This is a genomic window from Nocardioides silvaticus (assembly GCF_003160695.1).
GTDB lineage: Bacteria > Actinomycetota > Actinomycetes > Propionibacteriales > Nocardioidaceae > Nocardioides > Nocardioides silvaticus.
In genome coordinates this window covers 526626-548913 of sequence record NZ_QGDD01000001.1, presented here as the reverse complement: position 1 = coordinate 548913, position 22288 = coordinate 526626, and the positions used below count along the sequence as shown (strand labels likewise).

The 22288-nt window shown below is 71.0% G+C and carries 18 protein-coding genes; 8 read left to right on the top strand and 10 right to left on the bottom strand.

Going from position 1 to position 22288, the window contains the following annotated elements; all coding sequences use genetic code 11:
• Window position 1: 1 nt before the first annotated feature.
• The 7 genes from DJ010_RS02480 to valS form a co-directional block, all read right to left on the bottom strand.
• The gene (locus DJ010_RS02480) at window positions 2-571 is read right to left on the bottom strand and encodes a dihydrofolate reductase family protein (protein WP_109692022.1); all 570 of its coding nucleotides are present in this window, start codon (window positions 569-571) and stop codon (window positions 2-4) included.
• Window positions 572-616: 45 nt separating this feature from the next.
• Window positions 617-994 carry a Type 1 glutamine amidotransferase-like domain-containing protein gene (locus DJ010_RS22600; RefSeq protein WP_245927147.1) on the bottom strand — a complete coding sequence of 126 codons (378 nt, stop codon included), beginning with the start codon at window positions 992-994 and terminating at the stop codon, window positions 617-619.
• 15 nt (window positions 995-1009) lie between these two features.
• Window positions 1010-1279: a hypothetical protein gene (locus tag DJ010_RS22595; RefSeq protein ID WP_245927146.1), complete on the bottom strand. Its 270-nt coding sequence runs from the start codon at window positions 1277-1279 to the stop codon at window positions 1010-1012.
• 90 nt (window positions 1280-1369) lie between these two features.
• The gene (locus tag DJ010_RS02470) at window positions 1370-2596 is read right to left on the bottom strand and encodes a glucose-1-phosphate adenylyltransferase family protein (protein ID WP_109692021.1); all 1227 of its coding nucleotides are present in this window, start codon (window positions 2594-2596) and stop codon (window positions 1370-1372) included.
• 76 nt (window positions 2597-2672) lie between these two features.
• Entirely contained in the window at window positions 2673-3818 is a 1146-nt protein-coding gene (locus DJ010_RS02465; protein WP_109692020.1) for an excalibur calcium-binding domain-containing protein, read from the bottom strand.
• Between the two features lie 129 nt (window positions 3819-3947).
• Window positions 3948-4415, bottom strand: a complete 468-nt coding sequence (locus DJ010_RS02460; protein WP_109692019.1) for a pyridoxamine 5'-phosphate oxidase family protein — start codon at window positions 4413-4415, stop codon at window positions 3948-3950.
• A 132-nt stretch (window positions 4416-4547) separates the two neighbouring features.
• Complete coding sequence (gene valS / locus DJ010_RS02455) at window positions 4548-7169, bottom strand: valine--tRNA ligase (RefSeq protein ID WP_109692018.1); 2622 nt, start codon at window positions 7167-7169, stop codon at window positions 4548-4550.
• Window positions 7170-7229: 60 nt separating this feature from the next.
• Between valS and DJ010_RS02450 the strand changes: the two genes are divergently transcribed.
• Together DJ010_RS02450 and DJ010_RS02445 are read left to right on the top strand one after the other, a co-directional pair.
• On the top strand, window positions 7230-8384 hold the full coding sequence (locus tag DJ010_RS02450) for a SpoIID/LytB domain-containing protein (protein WP_109692017.1): 1155 nt from the start codon (window positions 7230-7232) through the stop codon (window positions 8382-8384).
• A 67-nt stretch (window positions 8385-8451) separates the two neighbouring features.
• A complete protein-coding gene (locus DJ010_RS02445; protein WP_109692016.1) occupies window positions 8452-9621 on the top strand; it encodes a calcium-binding protein in 1170 nt (389 codons plus the stop codon).
• 612 nt (window positions 9622-10233) lie between these two features.
• Here DJ010_RS02445 and DJ010_RS02440 read toward each other — a convergent pair.
• Window positions 10234-13626 carry a pyruvate carboxylase gene (locus DJ010_RS02440; protein WP_109692015.1) on the bottom strand — a complete coding sequence of 1131 codons (3393 nt, stop codon included), beginning with the start codon at window positions 13624-13626 and terminating at the stop codon, window positions 10234-10236.
• Between the two features lie 5 nt (window positions 13627-13631).
• Window positions 13632-14642 carry an AraC family transcriptional regulator gene (locus DJ010_RS02435; RefSeq protein ID WP_170124602.1) on the bottom strand — a complete coding sequence of 337 codons (1011 nt, stop codon included), beginning with the start codon at window positions 14640-14642 and terminating at the stop codon, window positions 13632-13634.
• Window positions 14643-14762: 120 nt separating this feature from the next.
• Between DJ010_RS02435 and DJ010_RS02430 the strand changes: the two genes are divergently transcribed.
• From DJ010_RS02430 to DJ010_RS02405, 6 genes are all read left to right on the top strand, one after another.
• Window positions 14763-16238 carry a DUF1254 domain-containing protein gene (locus DJ010_RS02430; protein WP_109692014.1) on the top strand — a complete coding sequence of 492 codons (1476 nt, stop codon included), beginning with the start codon at window positions 14763-14765 and terminating at the stop codon, window positions 16236-16238.
• A 65-nt stretch (window positions 16239-16303) separates the two neighbouring features.
• Window positions 16304-17815 (top strand): long-chain-fatty-acid--CoA ligase, encoded by a 1512-nt coding sequence (locus DJ010_RS02425; protein WP_109692013.1) that lies wholly within the window; start codon window positions 16304-16306, stop codon window positions 17813-17815.
• A gap of 49 nt (window positions 17816-17864) precedes the next feature.
• Complete coding sequence (locus tag DJ010_RS02420) at window positions 17865-18455, top strand: hypothetical protein (RefSeq protein WP_109692012.1); 591 nt, start codon at window positions 17865-17867, stop codon at window positions 18453-18455.
• A gap of 6 nt (window positions 18456-18461) precedes the next feature.
• Window positions 18462-20156, top strand: a complete 1695-nt coding sequence (locus tag DJ010_RS02415; protein ID WP_109692011.1) for a PHA/PHB synthase family protein — start codon at window positions 18462-18464, stop codon at window positions 20154-20156.
• Entirely contained in the window at window positions 20153-21001 is an 849-nt protein-coding gene (gene phaZ / locus DJ010_RS02410) for a poly(3-hydroxyalkanoate) depolymerase (protein WP_211318619.1), read from the top strand. Before DJ010_RS02415 ends, phaZ begins: the two co-directional genes overlap by 4 nt.
• 22 nt (window positions 21002-21023) lie before the next feature.
• Window positions 21024-21920 (top strand): calcium-binding protein, encoded by an 897-nt coding sequence (locus DJ010_RS02405; protein ID WP_109692010.1) that lies wholly within the window; start codon window positions 21024-21026, stop codon window positions 21918-21920.
• Here DJ010_RS02405 and DJ010_RS02400 read toward each other — a convergent pair.
• Complete coding sequence (locus DJ010_RS02400; RefSeq protein ID WP_109692483.1) at window positions 21881-22285, bottom strand: type II toxin-antitoxin system PemK/MazF family toxin; 405 nt, start codon at window positions 22283-22285, stop codon at window positions 21881-21883. The genes DJ010_RS02405 and DJ010_RS02400 overlap by 40 nt on opposite strands.
• Window positions 22286-22288: the final 3 nt, after the last annotated feature.

Sequence of the window (22288 nt, the reverse complement as noted above, 5' to 3'; positions counted from 1 at the left end):
ATCAGTCGTGCGCGGGTGGCCCGTCCAGCACGGTCGGCAGGTACTCCATCATTTGCAGCCGTCCGTCGAAGGTGCGGTGCTGGACCGTGTCGAGCGCGACGTCCGGCCACCCGGCGTAGAACGGGTCCTGGCCGGTCCTGCCGGTGACCACGGGAAACACCACGGTCCGGAGCTTGTCCACCAGCCCGGCGGCCAGCAGCGACCGGCACAGGGTCGGGCTGCCGATGGTGCGCAGCGGCTTGTCGCCGTCCGCCTTCATCTCCCGGACCGCGTCGACCGCGTCACCGGTCACGAGGCGGGTGTTCGCCCAGCTCAGCGGCTCAGCCAGCGTGTTGGAGAACACGACCTTGTCCATCGCGGTCAGCTCGCTGAGGTCCTCCTCCCCGGACTCCTCGAAGCCGGCGAACAGGCGGTACGTCGTCGCGCCCATCAGCGTCGTGAACCGGCCGGCCGAGTCCTCGCCCAGCCATTCGAAGTACTCGGGTCCGCCCATGCCCCAGAGCCCGGGCCAGCCCTCGGCTGCGCTGTACCCGTCCAGCGAGGTGATGACGTCGACCATGAGATCCGGCATGTGCTTCCTCCTCGGTTGATGAGCTCGTCCTGCCGTACGTCGTGGTCAGGCCTCGAACCTTCGCCACTGCCCCTCGGAAATCACCTCGACTGAGCCGTCGACGGCCTTGATCGCGGTGTCCTCGTCGATGGCGTACGACGGCCCGCCGAGCTTCGCCGCCCACTCCTCCGCGGCCTCCATCGTGTTGGTCTCGAAGAAGCCGAGGTGGGGGAAGATCGAGAAGTCCACGACCCCGAGGGTCCGGTCGTCCGGTGCGCCCGACCAGTCGACGAACTCCTCGCCGATCCGCGGCGTCATCACCATGCTCCCGGCGCTGACCCCGACCCAGACCTTGTCGTCGAGCGACGGCAGCAGGTCGGCAAGGCCGGACTCGCGCATCCAGTGGCAGAGGTACGTCGCCTCGCCGCCGTCGGCCAACAGCACGTCGGCCTCCCGGACTCACGGCTCCCACCGCTCCTGCCCGACGCTCGGCAGCGCGGTCAGCTCGAGCAGGCCGAGCGACGCCCAGCCCTGCCCCGTGAGCGCCGTCCACCTGCCCTCCGCGGCGACCACGCCGCGCGCGGACTGCGGACTGCACGCTGGCTGGCCCCACTGCGCGGTCGGGATGACGAGCGCGTGTGCTTCCTCGAGCGGCTTGCCGAGCAGCTCGACGAGCGCTGCGCGGATCGTCGGGTTGGTGATGCCGCCGGACGTGAGCAACAGCTTCAAGAGTGGCTCCAATTGTGGTCACAGAAGGGTCCGTGGACTATGACCAGTTCCGGCCCCGAAACTCACCGGTGCGCTAGCGAGCACCCTTCGTCAAGCGCTGCTCCCCGGCTCGAGGCGGGCGCCCGCGGCCAGCTCTGTCCCTGGTCCGAGGCGGGAGCCCCGTCCGATGAGGACGACGCCATCCGGGTCGTCGATGTCCGTCGCAGGCGCGCCGACGGCGGCGTTGCGGCCGAGCACGCAGTCGCGGTCCACGACCGCCCAGTCGAGTCGAGCGCCGGCCTCGATGACGGTGTCGGCGAACACGACGCTGTCGCGAACGACAGCACCGGCTTCCACCGTGACACCTGGACCGAGCACGCTGCGCACGACCTCGCCCGAGACCCGGCAGCCGGGACTGACCATGCTGTCGATGACGCGACCGTGCTCGAGCACCCTGGCCGGCACCCGTTGCGGCTGCCGGGTGAGGATCGGCCACCGGCGGTCGTCGAGGACGCCCTGGTCGTCGACGAGGACGTCGCGGTGCGCTCGGAGGTACTTGTGCGGCTCGCCGAGGTCGCGCCAGTAGCCCGTCATCGGATGGGCCACCACGCGGTGCCGCTCGACGAGTCGCGGCAGGAGGTGGTCGCCGAAGTCCTCGAGTCCGGAGTCGCCCTCGCCGCTGTCGGCGGCCAGCTCGCGGTGCAGCTGCTCGAGGGTCTCGACCAAGGTGCTCGGCCGGTAGACGAAGATCTCAGTTGCGACCGTCGTACTCCGCGGCTCGTCGGGCTTGTAGGCGAAGTCGGTGACCGTGCCCTCCTCGTCGACCTCGACGACCGCGTGGTCGGACGCCTCCTCCAGCGAGACCTCGCTGGTCACGACCGTGCAGTCCGCATCCTGCTCGCGGTGGGTCGCCAGGGCATCGTTGAAGTCGAACTTGTAGACGTGGTCGGCGCTCATCACCAGGACGTACGCCGGGTCGGCTGCGCGGATCTGGTCACGCAACCGGTAGAGCTCGTCGGCGTTGCCCTTGGCGAAGCCCTCCTCGTCCGTCGACCCGGTGCCCTCCTGAGGCATCAGGAGACGGAGGCCACCTGTCGTGCGGTCGAGGTCCCACGGCCGGCCGTTCGCGACCTGCTCCTCCAGCGAGGACCCCTGGAACGAGACCGAGAGCCACACGTCGCTGATGCCGCTGTGGGCGAGGTTGGACAGCGGGAAGTCGACGAGCTGGAAGACACCCGCGAACGGCAGCGCGGGCTTCGCTGTCTCGCGCGTCAGGACGTCCATCCGGCCGCCCGCGCCGCCGGCCTGGATGATCGCCAGGACCCGATCCTTCGACATCTCGAGATCCTGTCACAGGACTGGTCAGGTCTCCTCCAGCGCGAGGCAGCCGGCCCACGACAACGACGCCGTCAGGTCACCTCAGCACGAGGCGACGAGGCTGCCTCGGAGCAGCGCCGGCGGGGGTCGCGGACACCTCGATCGACTTCGCCGAGGCGTTGCCGCTGCTGTCCACGCTCGTGACCGCGAACCAGTACGTCGTGCCGTTCTGGAGCGACGTGATCTCCACGCTCTGGGAGGGGGTCGAGGTCACGAGGGTCCAGGTGGTGGTGTCGGTGCGCAGGTACACGTCGTGGCGGGCGAAGTCCGGGGTGAGGTTGCGCGACCAGCTGAGCTGGACCGTCGCGTCACCGGGCGTGGCCACGAGGTTGAAGGGCACCGGCGGAGGCGTCACGTCGGCGGCGGTGACCGTCTCGGTGTCGGAATGCGCCGGCACTGCTCCCTTGAAGCGGAGCACGACGGCGCGATAGGCGTTCTGGCCGAGCTCGGGCTTGACCGTGAAGCTGGCCCGGCCACGACGGTTCAAGGTGCCGGTCCTCACCGTCTCCCACGTGCCGGCGGTCCGTTTCTGCAAGGTCACCGGCCGATCTGTCCGCACGGGGCTCGCCTGAACGGAAGCCTGGACCTGGTCGCCTTCGGCGACATTACGGTCGTCGAACGACAGCTCGACCAGCTGACGCTGGATCGAGAGAGTGCGGGCCTTGCTCATCGCGGCCGAGTACTTCTTGTTGCCCTTCGTGACTGTCTGCACGGTGGCGCGATACGTCACCTTGGCCTTCGGCGCCTCGAGAGCTTTCGAGAACTTGCCGGCACGGCTGGTGGTCCCTGAAGCGAACGACTTCCAGCGGCCGTTCACCTTCCGCTGGATGGCGACCTTTCGGCTGATGGCGGGTTTGACCGTGACCTTCAGCCGGTAGGACTCGCCGGTGATCCGCTTGCCGGGGTCCAGGCTGAGCTGGACGGTGGACTTGACGGCGGTCGGCCCCGGTGGCGGGTTGTCACTTCCGCCGCCCGGAGGCGTGGTGCCGTAGTAGTACGGCGCGGGGTTCGTCTCGCACGCGATCCCGTCGCCGTCGCTGTCCAATCGGTGCGGGTCCGAGCGCGGTCCACCGTGGTTCAGGAAGAAGATCTGGGCAGCACGCTGGCTCGCGAAGTCGCTGCAGTCACGATCTGCGGCCGATGCCGGAGGCGACGCGACCAGCGAGCAGAGCGCGCCCAGCATGACGGTGAGTAGACCGAGAACGAGCCGACGATGCACGAGATCCTCCAGGTACGGGTGTCACACGAGGCTGGGACAGTACGTCGGAATGGAGGGCTTGTCTGGCGATTGCCGTGAACCGGGCGAGTGTTGTCAGAACTGGATCGGAACCCGTCGGTCCGTACCGGTGCCGTCGCCGAAATCGCGTCCGCGCACGTGGACCTCCGCTGCCGTGATGTGAGCGCGGTAGAGGACGAACGGCTCCCACTGCAGGCTCTCGGCGGTGTGGGAGAGGGATTCGTCCACGTCGCGGAACGCTTCGGCGCACGCGGCCTCCAGCTCCGCGCTGGGGACTCGTTCGGCTGTGGCCTCGAGGTACACCGCCTGGCCGGTGTGCGGAGCGGCGCTGGAGTCGAAGACCACAATGCTCACGTCTGGGCGGAGCTCGATGTTCTGGGAGTGGTGGGCGTCGGGCGAGGACAGCCAATAGACCGTCCGGTGGTTCACGAGCGAGAACCAGACAGGAGACACCCGCGGTCGGCCTGACGGGTCGACGGTCCCGAGCACCATGAACCTGTTCTTGGCGAGGGTGGTGCGGGCGAGGTCCGCGAGGTCGGTCATCGGACGATTCTGACGGTTCGCGCTGTCGGCGGGTACGTCACCGGGTCTCGATACGGCCTCGGCTAGCGCCTCGGCCTACTCGACCACCGATGGTCTTGGTCTCGACAAGCTCGACCGACCAGGCCGAGCGAGCTACTCGGCCGGCGGCGGGGCGATCTCCGCCTCGACCGTCAGGTCGGTCCTCTCGTCGGAGATGGTGAAGACGAGGTCGCCGGTGATCTTGCCGGCGGCGCGGAGGTCGGTGGTGGCGAGCTCGGCGTGCTTGATGAGCGCTTCGGGGCCGGTGATCTCGACCCGGGACAGCTCGGTGCGCATGCTGACCTTGGCGGTCGACTTGGCGCCGCGGATGCCGGCGAGCGCAGCGGCGACGGCGTCGATGGCGGAACCGTCGGCGGCGCTGGCGGAGCCGAGCTCGGTGACCGTCGGCCAGGAGGCGCGGTGGACCGAGCCCTCCTGCCACCACGACCAGACTTCCTCGGTCACGTAGGGCAGGAACGGGGCCAGCAACCGGAGCTGGACGTGCAGTGCCAGGGCGAGGGTGGCCTTGGCGGAGGTGGAGGGGAGCGAGGCGGCGTCCTCGCCGCCGTACGCGCGCTCCTTCACCAGCTCCAGGTAGTCGTCGCAGAACTCCCAGAAGAACTTCTCGGTGACCTCGAGGGAGGTGGTGTAGTCGTAGGCCTCGAACGCCTCGGTCGCCCGGTTGACCACCGAGGCCAGCCTGCCCAGGAGAGCGGTGTCGACGGGCTCGCTGACCGCGGCAGGCGAGAACTCCACAGCACCGACCGAGCCGAGCACGAACTTCGAGGCGTTGAGGACCTTCATCGCCAGCCGGCGCCCGACCTTCATCTGGGTCTCGTCGAAGGGCGAGTCCAGGCCGGGGCGAGCGATGGCGGCGCGCCAGCGGACCGCGTCGGCGCCGTACTTGTCGAGGATCTCGTTGGGCACGACCACGTTGCCCTTGGACTTCGACATCTTCTTGCGGTCGGGGTCGACGATGAAGCCGGAGATCATCGCGTGCGACCACGGGACCGTGTGGTTCTCGAAGTGGGCGCGGACGACCCGGCCGAACAGCCAGGTGCGGATGATGTCGTGGGCGTGGGTGCACAGGTCCATCGGGAAGACCCGGCCCCACAGGTCCTCGTCGTCGAGCCAGCCGCCGGCGATGTGCGGGGTGAGCGAGGAGGTGGCCCAGGTGTCCATCACGTCGGGGTCGCCGATGAAACCGCCCGGCTTGCCGCGCTGGTCCTCGGTGTAGCCGGCAGGCGCCTGCGTCGACGGGTCGACCGGCAGGTCGGCCTCGGTCGGCAGCAGGAGGTTGCCGTAGTCGGGCTCGCCCTCCGCGTCGAGCGGGTACCAGACCGGGAAAGGGATCCCGAAGAACCGCTGCCGCGAGATCAGCCAGTCGCCGTTGAGGCCGCCGACCCAGTTGTCGTAGCGGTGCCGCATGTGCGGCGGCAGCCACTCGATCTCCGCGCCGCGCGCGATCATCTGGTCGCGGACGGATGCATCGCGGCCGCCGTTGCGGACGTACCACTGGCGGGTGGAGACGATCTCGAGCGGCTTGTCGCCCTTCTCGTAGAAGTTCGCCATCCGCTGGGTCGGGGTCGGCTCGCCGTCGAGGTCGCCGGTCTCGCGCAGCTTGGCGACCATCGCCTCGCGGGCGGAGAAGACGGTCTTGCCGGCGAGGTCGGCGTACGCCGCCGAGGCGGTCTCGCTCGACAGCCACTCCGGCGTCTCCCGGTGGAGGCGGCCGTCACGGCCGATGACGGTACGGACCGGCAGGTTGAGCTCGCGCCACCACTGGACGTCGGTGAGGTCACCGAACGTGCAGCACATCGCGATGCCGGCGCCCTTGTCCATCTCGGCGGCGGGGTGCGCCAGGACCGGGATCTCGACGCCGAAGACCGGCGAGGTGACCGTGGTGCCGAACAGCTCCTGGTAGCGCTCGTCGTCGGGGTGCGCGATCAGCGCGACCGCGCTGGCGACGAGCTCGGGTCGCGTCGTCTCGACGTACACAGGGGAGCCGTCAGCGCGGTGGTAGGCGATCCGGTGGTAGTGGCCGGCGTAGTCGCGCGCCTCGAGCTCGGCCTGCGCGACGGCGGTCTGGAAGGTGACGTCCCAGAGGGTCGGCGCCTCCTGCAGGTACGCCTCGCTGCGCGCCAGGTTGCGCAGGAACGCGCGCTGGCTGACGGCCTGCGCCTTCGGCCCGATGGTCGTGTAGGTCGCGTCCCAGTCGACCGAGAGGCCGAGCGTGCGCCACAGCGACTCGAAGACCTTCTCGTCCTCCTCGACGAGCTGCTCGCACAGCGCCACGAAGTTGGGGCGGCTGATCGGGATCTGCCGCTTGGCGTCCGGCTTCTCCGGCGGGGTGAAGTCGGGGTCGTACGGCAGCGACGGGTCGCACCGAACGCCGAAGTAGTTCTGGACCCGGCGCTCGGTCGGCAGGCCGTTGTCGTCCCAGCCCATCGGGTAGAAGACCGACTTGCCGGTCATCCGCTGGTAGCGGGCGATCAGGTCGGTGTGCGTGTAGGAGAAGACGTGCCCGACGTGCAGGCTGCCGCTCACCGTCGGCGGCGGCGTGTCGATCGAGTAGACGTTCGCGCGCGGCTGCGAGCGGTCGAAGGCGTACGTCGAGTCCGCCTTCCACCGCTCGGCCCACTTCTCCTCGAGACCCTCGAGGGCAGGCTTGTCCGGTACCACGACGGCACCGGGCTCGGTGCTCGTCGGGTCAGGGGCCTGCTGGATCTCGGTCATAGCCAACAAGACTATTCCGCTCGCGCCACGGGTTTGAATTGAGGCACTAGTCTCGGGCGGATGCGCAGGGCTCTCGGACTCCTCCTCACAGTCTCACTGCTGGGGATCGCTGCGCCGCCTGCGCAGGCCCGGCCCACCGAGACCCGGCGCGGACCGGCGGCCGTGGACCTCGAGGGTCGCGGCTTCGGCCATGGCCGCGGCATGTCGCAGTACGGCGCGCAGGCGGCCGCCTCGAAGCACGACAAGACCTACCGCCAGATCCTCCGGTTCTACTACCCGCGCCTCGAGATCGGCACCGCCCGCGGCAACATCGAGGTGCTCATCTCCTCCGACACCGGCGACGACGTCATCGTGCAGCAGGCGACGGGGCTGTCGGTGCGGCAGCTGTCGACCGGCAAGACGTGGAAGCTCGGCGACGTCGCCCCGCGGGCGACCCGCTGGCGGCTGACCGCGGCCGACGGCGGAAGGTCGACCCGGGTGTCGTACTTCCTCGAGCGGTGGCGCTCCCACAAGGTCGTGGCCGGCGAGGCCGAGTTCTTCGGCAAGAAGCCGCTCTCGCTGATCGACCCGGCCGGCACCCGCCGCTACCAGGGCACGCTGCGCTCGGTGACCTCGCCCGAGGGTGACCGCGACACGGTCAACGTGGTGGCGCTCGAGGCCTACCTCCGCGGCGTCGTGCCGCGCGAGGTGCCGGCGAAGTGGCACCCGGAGGCCGTGCGGGCGCAGGCGGTCGCAGCGCGCACCTATGCCGACCACGCCCGCGACCACCCGCGCGCCTACTACGACATCTGCAGCTCCACGTCCTGCCAGGTGTACGGCGGCATCGGCGACAGCCACCCGGCCAGCGACGCCGCGATCCGGGCGACCGCCGGCGAGGTGCTGCTGAGCGGTGGGAAGGCGGCGTTCACCGAGTTCTCCTCGAGCAACGGCGGCTGGACGGTCGCCGGTTCGGTGCCCTACCAGGTGGCGAAGCAGGACTCCTGGGACCCGGTGAACGGGTGGAGCTACCGGCTGCCCGCGACCAAGATCGAGGCGAGGTTCCCCGGCATCGGCGACTTCCAGCGGCTCGAGATCCGCAAGCGCGACGGGCACGGCGCCTGGAACGGGCGGGTGCTGAAGATCCGCATCGTCGGCAGCCGGGGATCGGTGACCCGGACCGGTGAGGAGTTCCGCTTCGACTTCAGCCTCCGGTCGAGCTGGTTACGGAAGGCTTGATCCGTCTCAGCTGGCGGATGGGTAAAGAACGGTCGGCACCTGAGCACGGTCGCGTCGTTGACCGGGCATGCGTCGTACTCTCGCAGCCCTCGTCCTGGTCGCACCCGCCTGCGCCCTCGTTCCCACTCTCACCGCGCCGGCGGCCGCGGGCGGGGAGACCTGCCTCGGCCAGACGCCGACGATCACCGGCACGGACGACGACGACGTCATCAACGGCACCCTGCTGCCGGACGTCGTGATCCTCGGGGCGGGCGACGACAAGTTCTACGGCAAGGATGGCAACGACGTCGTCTGCGGCGGCGCCGGCAACGACCGGATCTTCGGCGGCCCGGGCGACGACCGGATCGACGGCGGCAAGGGCAAGGACAAGCTCTACGGCTACCTCGGCGACGACGAGCTGCGGGGCGGCGGAGGTGACGACATCCTGCGCGGCGAGGCCGACAACGACACCCTCCGCGGCGGCGGCGGCCGCGACGTGGCGCTCGAGAGCGCGGGCGACGACCTGGTGACGGGCGGCCCGGGCAAGGACGCCGTCAGCTACGCGGAGGCAGAGGCGGCCGTCACCGTCAACTGGGCCACAGGGGTGGTCGACGGCGCCGGCCACGACACGATCGGCAACACCGAGCGGTTCGTCGGCAGCCCGTTCGCCGACACCGTCAACGGCAGCGACAAGACCGACGACCTGGACGGTGGCGGCGGCGCCGACGTCGTCGACGGCCGCGGCGGCGACGACCTGTTGCGGGTGAGCTCCGGCGAGGCGCAGGGCGGACCCGGCAACGACATCTTCATCGTCCGCAAGACCGGCGTGGCCGTCGGTGGGGGCGGCAACGACCGGTTCGTCATGCGCGGCGGCACCTCGCGCGGCGGTTCCGGCAAGGACCTGTTCCAGGTGCTGACCAAGGGCGGCGGCCACGCCGACGGCGGGAAGTCTGCTGACATCCTGACCTTCGAGAAGGTGAAGCGCGGGGTGAAGGCGAGCCTGCGCGGCGGCAAGGCGACCTGGGGCGACCGGGTGGTGACCATCGCCTCGGTCGAGGTCATGAAGGGCACCCGCAAGGCGGACGTGCTCGAAGGCACGAACAACGGCGACTTCCTCAACGGCCTCGGTGGCAACGACCGGCTCAAGGGACTCGGCGGCAACGACCTGCTGCTCGGCGGCAAGGGCTTCGACGTCGGCGACGGCGGCGCGGGTGGGGACGTGTGCGTGACCGAGTCCAAGCCGCGGTGTGAGGCGTGAGGCCGTAGGTACGTCACGGTGTCTCGATACGCCCTCGCGCTGGCGCGCTCGGGCTACTCGACGACCGAGGGGCTTCGGTCGTCGAGTAGGAGCGAGTGCAGCCAGCGACGTATCGAGACGTGGTGAGATGCGCGCGCGACGGTGGGTGGGCACAGTCGGTGCGTCTCGATACGCCCTCGCGCTAGCGCGCTCGGGCTACTCGACGACCGAGGGGCTCGGGTTACTCGACGACCGAGGGCGTTGGTCGTCGAGTAGGAGCGAGTGCAGCGAGCGACGTATCGAGACGCGGTGAGGTGACCGCTCGACGGTGGGTGGGCACAGTCGTTGCGTCTCGATACGCCCTCGCGCTAGCGCGCTCGGGCTACTCGACGACCGAGGGGCGGCTACTCGACGACCGAGGGCGTTGGTCGTCGAGTAGGAGCGAGTGCAGCGAGCGACGTATCGAGACGTGGTGTGAGGCGTGAGGCCGTAGGTACGTCACTGCGTCTCGATACGCCCTCGCGCTAGCGCGCTCGGGCTACTCGACGACCGAGGTGCTCGGGCTACTCGACGACCGAGGTGCTCGGGCTACTCGACGACCGAGGGGCTCGGGCTGCTCGAAGGAGCGAACGACTATTCCGCGAGGACGAGCACCAGGTCGCCGCCCTCGAGGGGGCGGGTTCCGGTGAAGCCGGTGCGGGCGACCTTGCCGGAGCGGGGGGCGGTGATGGAGGCCTCCATCTTCATCGCCTCGATGGTGGCGAGGGTCTGGCCGGCTTCGACCTGGTCGCCCTCGGCGACGACGATGGTGACGGCGCCCTGGTAGGGGGCGGCGACGTGGTCGGGGTTCGCCGGGTCGGCCTTCTCGGCGCCCTCGGTGTCGGCGTTGATGCTGAGGTCGCGCACGGGGACGGCGCGCATCTGGCCGTTGAGGGTGCAGAGGACGGTGCGGTAGCCCTTCTCGTCGGGCTCGCCGATCGCCTCCAGCCCGAGGAGCAGCCGCTTGCCCTCGTCGAGGTCGATGGCGTGCTCCTCACCGACCCGGAGCCCGTAGAGGTACTCCAGCGTGGGGAGGATCGAGACGTCGCCGTACGTCGACCGTGCGGACTCGTACTCCTTGGTCGGTCCGGGGAAGAGCAGTCGGTTGAGGGTCGCGCGGCGGTCCTTCTCGAGGCCGTCGCGCTCGTCCTCGGTGAGCTCCCCTGCAGGCGGGGTCCAGTCGCGGCCCTCGAGAGCCTTGCTGCGGAACGGCTCGGGCCAGCCGCCGGGCGGGTCGCCGAGCTCGCCGTGGAGGAACCCGATGACCGAGGCGGGGATGTCGTACTTGCTCGGGTCGGCCGCGAACTCGTCCGGGTCGGCGCCGAGCCCCACCAGCGCGAGCGCGAGGTCGCCGATCACCTTGGAGGAGGGGGTGACCTTGGGGATGTTGCCGAGGATGTCGTTGGCGGCGGCGTACATGTCCTCGACCTGCTCGAACCGCTCGCCGAGGCCGAGTGCGATGGCCTGCTGGCGCAGGTTGGAGAGCTGGCCGCCGGGGATCTCGTGGCGGTAGACGCGGCCGGTGGGGGAGGCCAGGCCGGACTCGAAGGGGGCGTAGACGCGGCGAACGGCCTCCCAGTAGGGCTCGAGAGCGCTGACCGCGGCCAGGTCGAGGCCGGTCTCGCGGCCGCCGATGTCGGCGGAGTGGTCGGTCGCGGCGACCAGCGCGGTGAGCGAGGGCTGGGAGGTGGTGCCCGACATCGACGCGGCGGCGGCGTCGACGGCGTCGACCCCGGCATCGATGGCAGCCAGCAGGGTGGCCAGCTGGCCGCCCGGGGTGTCGTGGGTGTGCAGGTGCACGGGCAGGTCGAACCGCTCCCGCAGCGCGGTCACCAGCCGGCGGGCGGCCGGCGCGCGGAGCAGTCCGGCCATGTCCTTGATCGCCAGCACGTGGGCGCCGGCCTCGACGATCTGCTCGGCCAGCCGCAGGTAGTAGTCGAGCGTGTAGAGCTGCTCGCCGGGGTCGGAGAGGTCGCCGGTGTAGCAAAGCGCGACCTCGGCCAGCGCGGTCCCGGTGGAGCGGACCGCCTCGATCGCGGGCCGCATCTGCTCGACGTCGTTGAGGGCGTCGAAGATCCGGAACACGTCGAGCCCGGTCGCGACCGCCTCGTCGACGAACGCGCTCGTGACCTCGGTGGGATAGGGCGTGTAGCCGACCGTGTTGCGGCCGCGCAGCAGCATCTGCAGGCACACGTTGGGCATCGCCTGGCGCAGCGCGGCCAGTCGCTCCCAGGGGTCCTCGGAGAGGAAGCGGAGGGAGACGTCGTACGTCGCGCCGCCCCAGCACTCCACCGACCACAGCTGCGGCGTCATCCGGGCGACGTGGCCGGCCACGCCGAGCAGGTCGAAGGTGCGGACCCGGGTCGCGAGCAGGCTCTGGTGGGCGTCGCGGAAGGTCGTGTCGGTGACCGCGACCTGCTCCTGCGCGCGGAGCTGGCGGGCGAACTCCTCCGGGCCGAGCTTGAGCAGCTGCTGGCGCGTGCCGTCCGGGGCGGGCACGTCGAGGGACAACGGCGGGAGCTTGGAGGCGGGGTCGAGGGTGACCGGCGGCTCGCCGTACGGCTTGTTGACGGTGGTCTCGGCCAGGTAGCGCAGCAGCTGTCCGCCGAGGTCGACGCTCTTGCGGGCGCGCAGCAGGTGGGGGTGGGTCTCGATGAACGACGTCGTCACGCCGCCGGCGGTGAAGTCGGGGTCGGTGAGGACCGCCTGCAGGAAGCCGAGGTTGGTGCGCACACCGCGGATCCGGAACTCCGCGACCGCCCGCTGTGCCTTCTGCACCGCCTCGTCGAACGTGCGGCCGCGGCAGGTGAGCTTGGCCAGCATCGAGTCGAAGTGCGGGCTGACCTCGGCGCCGTTGTAGATCGTGCCGCCGTCCAGTCGGACGCCGGGGCCGCCGGGGGAGCGGTAGGTGGTGATCTTGCCGGTGTCGGGGCGGAAGTCGTTGGCGGGGTCCTCGGTGGTGATCCGGCACTGCAGGGCCGCACCGCGCAACCGCACGGTGTCCTGGGAGAGCCCGAGGTCGGCCAGCGTCTCACCGGCGGCGATCCGCAGCTGGGACTGGACCAGGTCGACGTCGGTGACCTCCTCGGTCACCGTGTGCTCGACCTGGATCCGCGGGTTCATCTCGATGAAGACGTAGCTGCCGTTCGGGTCGAGGAGGAACTCCACGGTGCCGGCGTTGCGGTAGCCGATCGCCTTGGCGAACCTCACCGCGTCGGCGCAGATCCGGTCCCGCAGGTCCGGGTCGAGGCGGGGGGCCGGCGCGATCTCGACGACCTTCTGGTGGCGGCGCTGGACCGAGCAGTCGCGCTCGAAGAGGTGGATGACCTCGCCGGTGTCGTCGGCCAGGACCTGGACCTCGATGTGGCGGGGGTCGACGACGGCCTGCTCCACGAACACCGTCGGGTCGCCGAACGCGGCCTCGCCCTCGCGCATGCACGCCTCGATGGCTTCGCGCAGCTTCGCCGGGTCGTCCACCCGCCGCATGCCGCGGCCACCGCCGCCGGCCACCGCCTTCACGAAGACCGGGTAGGGGAGGTCCGCAGCGCCTGCGACCAGCGCGTCGACGTCGGTCGACGGCTCGATCCCGGCCAAGGTCGGCACCCCGGCCTCCTTCGCCGCCGCGATCGCCCGGGCCTTGTTGCCGGTCAGCTCCAGCACGCTCGCCGGCGGGCCGACGAAGGTGATGCCCGCGTTGACGCACGCCTCGGCGAGATTGGGGTTCTCCGACAGGAAGCCGTAGCCGGGATAGACGGCGTCCGCGCCCGCCCGCACCGCGACCTCGACGACCGCCTCCGGGTCCAGGTAGGCCCGCACCGGGTGGCCGCGCTCACCGATCTCGTGGGCCTCGTTGGCCCGCAGCCGGTGCTCCGACCACCGGTCCTCGTAGGGGAAGACGGCGACCGTGCGCGCACCCATCTCGTACGCGGCGCGGAACGCCCGGATCGCGATCTCGCCGCGGTTCGCCACCAGCACCTTCGAGAACATGGGCGTCAGCCTAGAGGCGCTGTCACGTTGCCTCTCCTGACTTCTGTCGGTGAGGTCCCGAACCAGCGCCGGCTCGCCCGCGAGAGCGCGCTCTGCTCGCTGAACCCGAGGACGCCGGCGAGCTGGGAGAGCGGCATCGCCGTCTCCCGCAGGTAGCGCTCGGCCTCCTCGCGCCGTACTTCGTCGACCAGGGTCGCGAAGCTGGTGCCACGACCGGAGAGCTGGCGCTGGAGGGTACGCGGGTGCAGGGCGAGCTGGTCGGCCACCAACCTCAGGTCCGGCCCGCCGGTCGCGAGCATCCGCCGGATCAGGCGCACGACCGGCTCGGTGCCGGCCTCCGCCGGCGGCGCGATCGAGCCGAGGTAGTCGCGCACGACGGCGTGGACGCTGCTGTCGGACGACAACGGTCGCTCGAGGGTCGTTCGGTGGAAGCTGAACCCGTAGCCCGGCTCGCCGAAGCGGACCGGACACCCGAAGTAGTCGCCGTGTGCGGTGGCGACGGTCGGCTGCTCGTGCCGCAGCTGCACCGTCACCGGCCGGAAGTCGTCGCCGGCCAGCAGCCGGAAGACGCGGACCGAGACGCCGAGGGCGAGCTCCGCGGACTGACGGTGCGGCGGTGGGCGGTCGGCGACGATCCGCCACTCGAAGTGCGCGAGGCGCTCGTCAGGCGGAGCCGCCACCCGCACCGCGATGGCCGGGCTGTAGACCGCCATGTACTGCTCGATCGCTGCCAGCGCGGCCCCGACGCTGGCGGCCGTACGGGCGGCGACGCCGAGGGGACCGAGGATGTCGAGACCCTGGCGCAGCGCCAGTCGGCGGCCGAAGTCCTCTGCCCCGGTGGCTGCAGCGGCCGCTTCGAGGACGGTCACCACGCCGCGGTAGCTGACGAAGCTGTCGTGGTCGCCGATCGCCGCTGGCGGGAGGTGCGCGTCACGCAGCAGGGCCTCGGGGTCCCCGCCCAGCTCGACGACGAGCTCGGAGAACCCTTGGAGGGAAGTGCCTCGAATCAGCGACATGTCGTCCAGTGTCAAGAAGTTGTCGTCCCGGGTCAAGTATTGAGCGGGGTGGGTTGCGACCGTTGTCCGCATCGCTTCTCGACCAGGACCCGCTCGGAGGTCCGCACGAAAGGACCTCCTATGCGCCGCACCACCCCGCGCCGGTTTGCGATCGCCGCCGCGATCGTCGCGCTGTCCGCCGGCTTGGCCGGAACCGCGTCAGCAACGACGACGGCGGAGCCGAGGCAGCCCCGGCAGGCCGAGCAGTCCGACGTTTTCGAGCACGGCTACGAGCTCGGCCTCGCGGCCTACCGCTACGGGCTCCCGCTGGTCACGACGCAGAAGACGTTCCGGCACCAGACGAGCGTCGACGTCCCCAACGGACGCGGCTTCGGCCCGGCCAACCGGTTCAACCCGGTGCGCAGCTTCACCGACCCCGACGACCGGTCGGTCGTGGCGCCGAACCTCGACACCCTCTACTCCATCGCGTGGCTCGACCTCAGCAAGGAGCCCCGGGTCATCCACGTCCCGCGGATCAAGAACCGGTACTTCGTGATCCCGCTGATGAGCCCCTACACCGAGAACTTCTCGAACATCGGGTCGGTGCGGCGCACGCCGCCGGGGGACTATGCCGTCGTCGGCCCGAAGCATGCCGACGTCCGGCTGCCGAAAGGGGTGAAGAAGGTCCGGTCGCCGTACGACCGGGTCTGGATCATCGAGCGCGTCTACGCCGACAACGGCAGCCGAGCCGACCAGCGCGCCGTGCACAGGATCCAGAACGCCATCACGACGGTCCCGCTGAGCAAGTACCCCGACACCGACTGGAAGCCGCGCCGGCCGCGCAACCCCGACACGACGGTGGACGAACCCGCGCTGCCCACCGGCATGGCGTTCTACGACCAGCTCGGCCGGCTGCTCGCGAAGTTCCCGCCGCCGAAGGCGGACCGGCCTCTGCTCGAGCAGCTCGCCGAGATCGGCGTCGGACCGGGCAAGCGGCCGTCGACCGACGCCTCGCTCGACCCCGAGCTGGTCGCCGGGATGGAGGCAGCGGTCGCCGACGGCCCGGCAACCGTCCTCGCCGACGCCCAGGCGTTGTACGGCCAGGGCTTCGCCACCTACAACGGCTACCTGGTGACGCCCACCGGCCGGTACGGCACCGACTACCGGCTGCGGGCCGTGGTGACCCAGGTCGGACTCGGCGCGCTCCAGCCGGAGCAGGCGATCTATCCGCTGGCGCTGGTCGACCGGACCGGCGCGCCTCTCACCGGGGCAAAGAAGTACGTCATCCACATCCCCGCCGGCGACCTGCCGCCGGTCAGCCGCACCGGGTTCTGGTCGCTCACCATGTACGACAACGACGGGTTCCTCGTGCCGAATCCCGTGCGGCGCTACGTCATCAACGACCGCAGCGAGCTCCACTACAACGAGGACGGCTCGCTCGACCTCTTCGTCCAGGCCACCCAGCCCGCTGACCGGGAGCAGGCCCAGAACTGGTTGCCGTCGCCCGCCGGCGGATTCCGGATCCTGTGGCGGCTCTACGCCACGCAGGCCACGCAGATCCCCGGCGTCCTCGACGGCAGCGGCTGGAAGACGCCGGCCATCCTCCCGGCCGGCTGAGCCGCGCTGACACGAAGCACGAAGGAACGAAGGAACGAAGGAACGAAGGAACGAAGGAGTCGATCATGAGCAACCTCGCGGACAACCTCGTCCGGACCGCGCAGCAGCGACCGGAGCACCCGGCGATCCGGCTCGGCGACCAGGTGTTGACCTACCGGGGCCTGCTGCACAGCGCTGCAGGCGTGGCCGGGTGGCTGGGCGACCACGGCGTCCAGCCCGGCGACCGGGTCGCGGTGATGATGCCGAACGTCCCGGCGTTCCCCGTGCACTTGTACGGCGCCCTGCTGGCCGGCGCGGTCGTCGTGCCGATGAATCCGCTGCTCAAGACGCGCGAGGTCGAGTACTACCTGCGGGACTCGGGAGCCCGGGTGCTGTTCGTCGCGGAGGGCGTCGGCGACGAGCCGGCCAAGGCGGCCGCGGCGGTCGGTGTCGACCTGGTCGAGGTCGGGGTGCTCGGGCGCGAGCCCGGTGGCGGGGCCGGTGACGAGCTGCCCTCGGCGCAGCCGCGCGACCCCTCGGACACCGCGGTGATCCTCTACACCAGTGGGACGACCGGGCAACCCAAGGGTGCTGAGCTCACCCACGCGAACCTCGCCACCAACGCCGCGACCACGGCAGCCACGTTGACGGGGATCGGTCCGGACGATGTGCAGATGGGCTGCTTGCCCCTGTTCCACGTCTTCGGCCTCACGTGCGGCCTGAACGCCGGCGTCGTCGCCGGCGCGTGCCTGACCCTGCTCCCGCGCTTCGACGCGGCTGCTGCGTTGCGGACCATCGCCGAGCACGGCGTCACGGTGTTCCTCGGCGTGCCGACGATGTATGCGGCGATGCTCCAAGCCGCAGACGGCGCAGACGTCGCCGACGTGGACGTCTCCGGCCTGCGCACCTGCGTCTCCGGAGGCGCCGCGCTGCCGGTCGAGGTGCTGAAGGCGTTCGAGTCGACGTTCGGGTGCGCGATCCTCGAGGGTTACGGGCTGTCGGAGACCTCGCCGGTCGCCTGCTTCAACCACCCCGACCGTGAGCGGAAGCCCGGGTCGATCGGCACGCCCGTCGCAGGTGTCGAGCTGCGCCTGGTCGCCGCCGACGGCGGCCCCGTGCCCGTGGGGAGAGTCGGGGAGATCGCGATCCGCGGCGAGAACCTGATGAAGGGCTACTGGGGCAAGCCGGACGCCACAGCCGAGGCGGTCCCCGACGGCTGGCTGCGCACCGGCGACCTCGCCCGGCAGGACCAGGACGGCTACTACTACATCGTCGACCGCAAGAAGGACCTCATCATCCGGGGCGGCTACAACGTCTACCCCCGCGAGGTCGAGGAGGTGCTGTACGAGCACCCCGACGTCCTCGAGGCGGCCGTGATCGGGATCGACCACGACGACCTCGGCGAGGAGGTCGCCGCCGCGGTCGCGCTTCGGCCCGGTACGAGCACCACGCCGGACGAGCTGATCATCTTCGTCAAGGAGCGGGTGGCGGCCTACAAGTACCCGCGCCACCTCTGGCTCGTCGACGCGCTGCCCAAGGGCGCCACCGGGAAGATCCTCCGCCGCGAGGTCGCCCCGCCCACCTGCCTGCTGACCTGAACGACCACGACCCACGACTTCACATTCCCGACGACCAGAAGGAAACACGATGAGCCGATTCGACATCACCCGGACCAACGCTGCGGTCGAGCGCCTGCTCGAGACCACCGAGAACCCGCGACACCGCTACCTGCTGCACGCCTACAACCGGCACCGCTACCTGGAGATGGCCGGCCGCTGGAAGGAGATCTTCGCGCCCGAGATGACGGTGGACCACCCCGTCTACCACTTCAACGTCTTCGGCATCAACACGGTGCTGGAAGGCGCGGAGGCGGTCCAGGCGGTCTACGACGAGTGGTCGCGCACGGGCCAGTGCGTCTTCTACACCGAGGACGAGAAGCTCGCGGTCGGCGACAACATGATCTGCTCGACCGCAACCATCTACCAGCAGACGCCCGGTGCCCTCCTCGTCGAGGCGGGAGCGCCGGTCGACCCGGACGCCCACTACCTGGTGGCCAACGTCGAGCACATGATCTGGCCGTACGACGACGAGGGCAGGCTGGTCGGCGAGGACGTGTGGGAGATCGACGAGAGCAAGCGCCAGGTCATCCCGCTCGAGCCGCACGAGGTGCTCACCGTCGAGCAGACCGGCGTCCTCCTCGACCCGCTCATCCTGCCGCTGCCGCAGCGGCCGTTCTGACCGGAGATGACGACCGCGACCGCTGCCACCGACCAGGCGGCTCCCCTCGACGTCCTGCTCGTCGATGCTGCGCTCGGGCCGGCTCGCCGCCTGCTGCCCGACCGGTCCACCGCGCGGTGGGCGGTTGCCCTGGCCCGTCAGCCAGGCGTGCTGACCCGCCGGCTGGCCGGGTTGGGCGCCGAGACTGCCCGGATCCTCGCCGGGTCCTCGGCTGTCGCACCCGCCCGCGGAGACCGGCGGTTCCAGGACGCCGGCTGGAGCGACAACCCGGTCCTGAGGCGCGCCCTGCAGCTCTACCTCGTCACCGCTCGGGTCGCCGACGAGCTGGTGCACGACGTCGACCTGGAGCCACGCGACCAGCAGCGGGTGCGGTTCCTCGTCGACAACCTCGTCGCCGCGGCCGCCCCGAGCAACCTCCCGCTGGTCAACCCGGCGTCGGCCAAGGCGGCGATCGACACCGCCGGGCTCAGTCTGGTGCGGGGCGGTGCGCAGCTGGCGCGGGACCTCGGATCTGCGCCGCGGGTGCCGGAGATGGTCGACGGCAGCGGCTTCGCCATCGGTGAGAACATCGCGGCGACGCCCGGAGCCGTCGTCCTGCGCACCGAAGTGCTGGAGCTCATCCAGTACCAGCCGCAGACGGCCACGGTCTCCGAGGTGCCGCTGGTCATGGTGCCGCCGACGATCAACAAGTACTACGCGATAGACCTGGCGCCCGGCCGGAGCCTGGTGGAGCACGGCCTCCGACAGGGCCGCCAGGTGTTCGTCATCTCCTGGCGCAACCCCGACGCGCGGCACGCAGCCTGGGGCTTCGACACCTACGTCGAGGCGATCCTGCGGGCGCTGGACGCGGTCGAGGAGATCACCGGCAGCGGCAGCACGATGCTCGGCGGCGTCTGCTCGGGCGGCATCCTGGCGAGCATCACCGCGGCGTACCTCGCAGGGATCGGCCGGCAGGACCGGCTCGCAGGGCTCTTTCTGGCCGTCACCGTCATCGACAACCACGACGCCGGGACGCTCTCCGCGCTGACCAGCCGGCGGCTGGCGACGCTGGCGAAGCAGCGCTCCGCCCGCCAGGGCTATCTCGACGGCAAGGTGCTCGCGGAAGTATTCGCCTGGCTGCGGCCGGGCGACCTGGTCTGGAACTACTGGGTCAACAACTACTTGCTGGGCAAACGGCCACCCGCGTTCGACATCCTCTTCTGGAACGCCGACACGACCCGGATGACCGCTGGGCTGCACGCCGACTTCGTCGACCTGGCGGTCGAGAACGCCCTCACGCGACCGGGCGGCCTCACCGTCCTGGGCGTGCCGATCGATCTCGGGAGGGTCACGGTCGACAGCTATGTCGCGGCCGGGATCGCCGACCACATCACGCCGTGGGAGAACTGCTACCGCACCACGCAGCTCCTGGGGGGAGCGACGAGGTTCGTGCTGTCGACCAGCGGGCACGTGGCGGCGCTGGTGAACCCGCCGGGCAACCCGAAGGCCACGTTCCACGTCAACGACGGTGAGACCCGCACCGCCCGCGACGCACGCACGTGGCTCGCCGGCACGGAGCAGCGGCAGGGGACCTGGTGGGCCGACCTCGACCGCTGGCTCGCCGACCGGTGCGGCGATCAACGGCCGGCGGCCGACCAGCTGGGATCGGTCCGGCTCCCCGTGCTCGCGCCGGCACCGGGCACCTACGTCTTCGACAGGTGAGGGCCCCGACGACCGACCGACTGCGCACGGCCACCGTCCTCGGGCACGACGTGCGCGTGTCGGTGCGTCCCGGCACCGACGGTGGACCGCCGCTGCTGCTGTGCAACGGCATCGGCGCCAGCCTCGAGGTGCTGCAGCCGTTCGTCGACGCGCTCGACCCGCGGATCGAGGTGATCCGCTTCGACGTCCCGGGCGTAGGCGGCTCCGGGGCCGCGCGGACGCCGTACTCCTTCGCGATGCTGGCGTTCTTCGTCGCGCGGATGATGGCCGGTCTCGGACACGAGCGGTTCGACGTGCTCGGGATCTCCTGGGGCGGAGGGCTCGCGCAGCAGGTCGCGTTCCAGCACCCTCGCCGCTGCCGTCGGGTGGTGCTGGCCGCGACCGGGACCGGGAGCCTGATGGTCCCGGCCCGGTGGTCCGTGCTCAGCAAGATGCTCACCCCGCGGCGCTACCGCGACCCGGCGTACGCACGGCAGGTCGCGGGCGAGTTGTACGGTGGCCGGCTCCGCGCCGACCCGGCGCTCGCCGCGCGGCTGCTGCACGAGGACACCCGGGCCGGCTCCGGGCGCGGCTACCTGCTGCAGCTGCTCGCCGGCGCCGGCTGGTCGAGCCTGCCGGCGCTGCCGTTCGTCCGGCAGCCGGTGCTCGTGCTGGCCGGTACCGACGACCCGATCGTCCCGCGTCTCAACGGGTGCATCCTGGCTCGGCTCCTCCCGCACGCGGTGCTGCACGAGTACGACGATGGGCATCTCGGTCTGGTCACGGCCGCCGCGGAGCTGGCGCCCGTGGTGACGGAGTTCGTCCGTCCGGCGTGGGACATCGGGACGGGCCGGGTGCAGCCGTAGTCTCGTTGGCCGAGGAGGCAGGATGCGCGGACGCGCGGTGCTCGCGGCGGCGGTGGCGCTCGTCGCTCTCGCGGCCCTGGCCGCGCTGTTCGGCGTGTCCGGCTCCGACGACGACCCGACCGAGGGCGAGCTCGCCGCGAGCGGTGCGAACTGCGAAGGCCTGCCGGCCACCATCGTCGGCACCGACCGGCCGGACACGATCGAGGGCACATCGGGCCCGGACGTGGTCGTCGCCCGGGGCGGCAACGACGTCATCCGCGGGTACGGCGGCGACGACGTCATCTGCGGCGGCCCCGGCGGCGACAAGATGATGACGGGCGCCGGTGCGGACACCGCGATCGGGGGCCCCGGCAACGACTGGGTGACCAGCACGGCCGGAGCCGACACGGTCGTCGGCGGCCCCGGCGGCGAGACGGTCGACCTCACCACCTCCTCCGCGGCCCCGGTGACGCTGGTCGGTGACGACGGCCTCGACCTGCTGACGCTGACCGTCACCGGCACCGAGCCGGTGCTGGTCGACCAGGCCGAGCAGGTGCTCATCCTCGGCGCGGAGCCGGAGCACGAGCCCGGCGCGGTCTCGGGCTGGGAGGTGGTCTGGCTGAAGGGCGACCACGCCTGGACCTACGTCGGCACCGACCTGAGCGACAGCGTGATCGCGGCCGACGGCAGCCTGAGCGCCTCGACGTACGGCGGCAACGACGTCGTGTCGGCCGGGTCCGGTGACGACATCGTCAACGGGGGCGATGGCGGCAAGGACGTCGCCGCCGTCCTCGGCGGCGCCAACAGCTGTGCCCAGACCGAGTGGGGCGACTGCGACCCGACGGTCGCGGTGCCGGGCGTGCGGCCGGTGCTGCTGCCGGGTCCGCCGGGTTCGCCGGGTCAGCCGAGGGCGGCCCGGGCGGCCAGCACCTCGGCGTAGGTCCCGGGGTCGAGAGCGGCGCCCTCGCGTCGTACCTCGGTGTCGCGGAGCAGCACGACCCGGTTGAGCCGGACCTCGCTCGCGCGCCCCTCGCTGTCCCAGGCGCCGGTGCCGACGTCCATCCAGTAGCGGCCGGCGGCGGCCTCCTGGGCCTCGTCGCGGTCGTGGTCCTTGCTGGTCATCACCAGGCAGGCGTAGACCAGCGCGCCCTCGTCGTCGGTGGTCTCGCCGATGACGAGCACCGGCCGGTCCTTGCCCTGGCTCGGGTCGTCCTCGTAGGGCACCCACGCCCAGCACACCTCGCCCGGGTCGGGCCGGCCGTCGGCCTCGGCCCGGTACGCGGTGGGGTCGGTCGCGTCGCTCACGAC

Excerpts from the sequence above, each read along its gene's own strand:
- DJ010_RS02445 (WP_109692016.1), top strand. The coding sequence starts at position 8,452 with ATGCGTCGTACTCTCGCAGCCCTCGTCCTGGTCGCACCCGCCTGCGCC.
- DJ010_RS02420 (WP_109692012.1), top strand. The coding sequence starts at position 17,865 with ATGAGCCGATTCGACATCACCCGGACCAACGCTGCGGTCGAGCGCCTG.
- DJ010_RS02415 (WP_109692011.1), top strand. The coding sequence starts at position 18,462 with ATGACGACCGCGACCGCTGCCACCGACCAGGCGGCTCCCCTCGACGTC.
- DJ010_RS02440 (WP_109692015.1), bottom strand. The coding sequence starts at position 13,626 with ATGTTCTCGAAGGTGCTGGTGGCGAACCGCGGCGAGATCGCGATCCGG.
- DJ010_RS02405 (WP_109692010.1), top strand. The coding sequence starts at position 21,024 with ATGCGCGGACGCGCGGTGCTCGCGGCGGCGGTGGCGCTCGTCGCTCTC.
- valS (WP_109692018.1), bottom strand. The coding sequence starts at position 7,169 with ATGACCGAGATCCAGCAGGCCCCTGACCCGACGAGCACCGAGCCCGGT.
- DJ010_RS02470 (WP_109692021.1), bottom strand. The coding sequence starts at position 2,596 with ATGTCGAAGGATCGGGTCCTGGCGATCATCCAGGCCGGCGGCGCGGGC.
- DJ010_RS02465 (WP_109692020.1), bottom strand. The coding sequence starts at position 3,818 with ATGCTGGGCGCGCTCTGCTCGCTGGTCGCGTCGCCTCCGGCATCGGCC.
- DJ010_RS02435 (WP_170124602.1), bottom strand. The coding sequence starts at position 14,642 with ATGTCGCTGATTCGAGGCACTTCCCTCCAAGGGTTCTCCGAGCTCGTC.
- DJ010_RS02460 (WP_109692019.1), bottom strand. The coding sequence starts at position 4,415 with ATGACCGACCTCGCGGACCTCGCCCGCACCACCCTCGCCAAGAACAGG.
- DJ010_RS02425 (WP_109692013.1), top strand. The coding sequence starts at position 16,304 with ATGAGCAACCTCGCGGACAACCTCGTCCGGACCGCGCAGCAGCGACCG.
- DJ010_RS02480 (WP_109692022.1), bottom strand. The coding sequence starts at position 571 with ATGCCGGATCTCATGGTCGACGTCATCACCTCGCTGGACGGGTACAGC.
- DJ010_RS02450 (WP_109692017.1), top strand. The coding sequence starts at position 7,230 with ATGCGCAGGGCTCTCGGACTCCTCCTCACAGTCTCACTGCTGGGGATC.
- DJ010_RS02430 (WP_109692014.1), top strand. The coding sequence starts at position 14,763 with ATGCGCCGCACCACCCCGCGCCGGTTTGCGATCGCCGCCGCGATCGTC.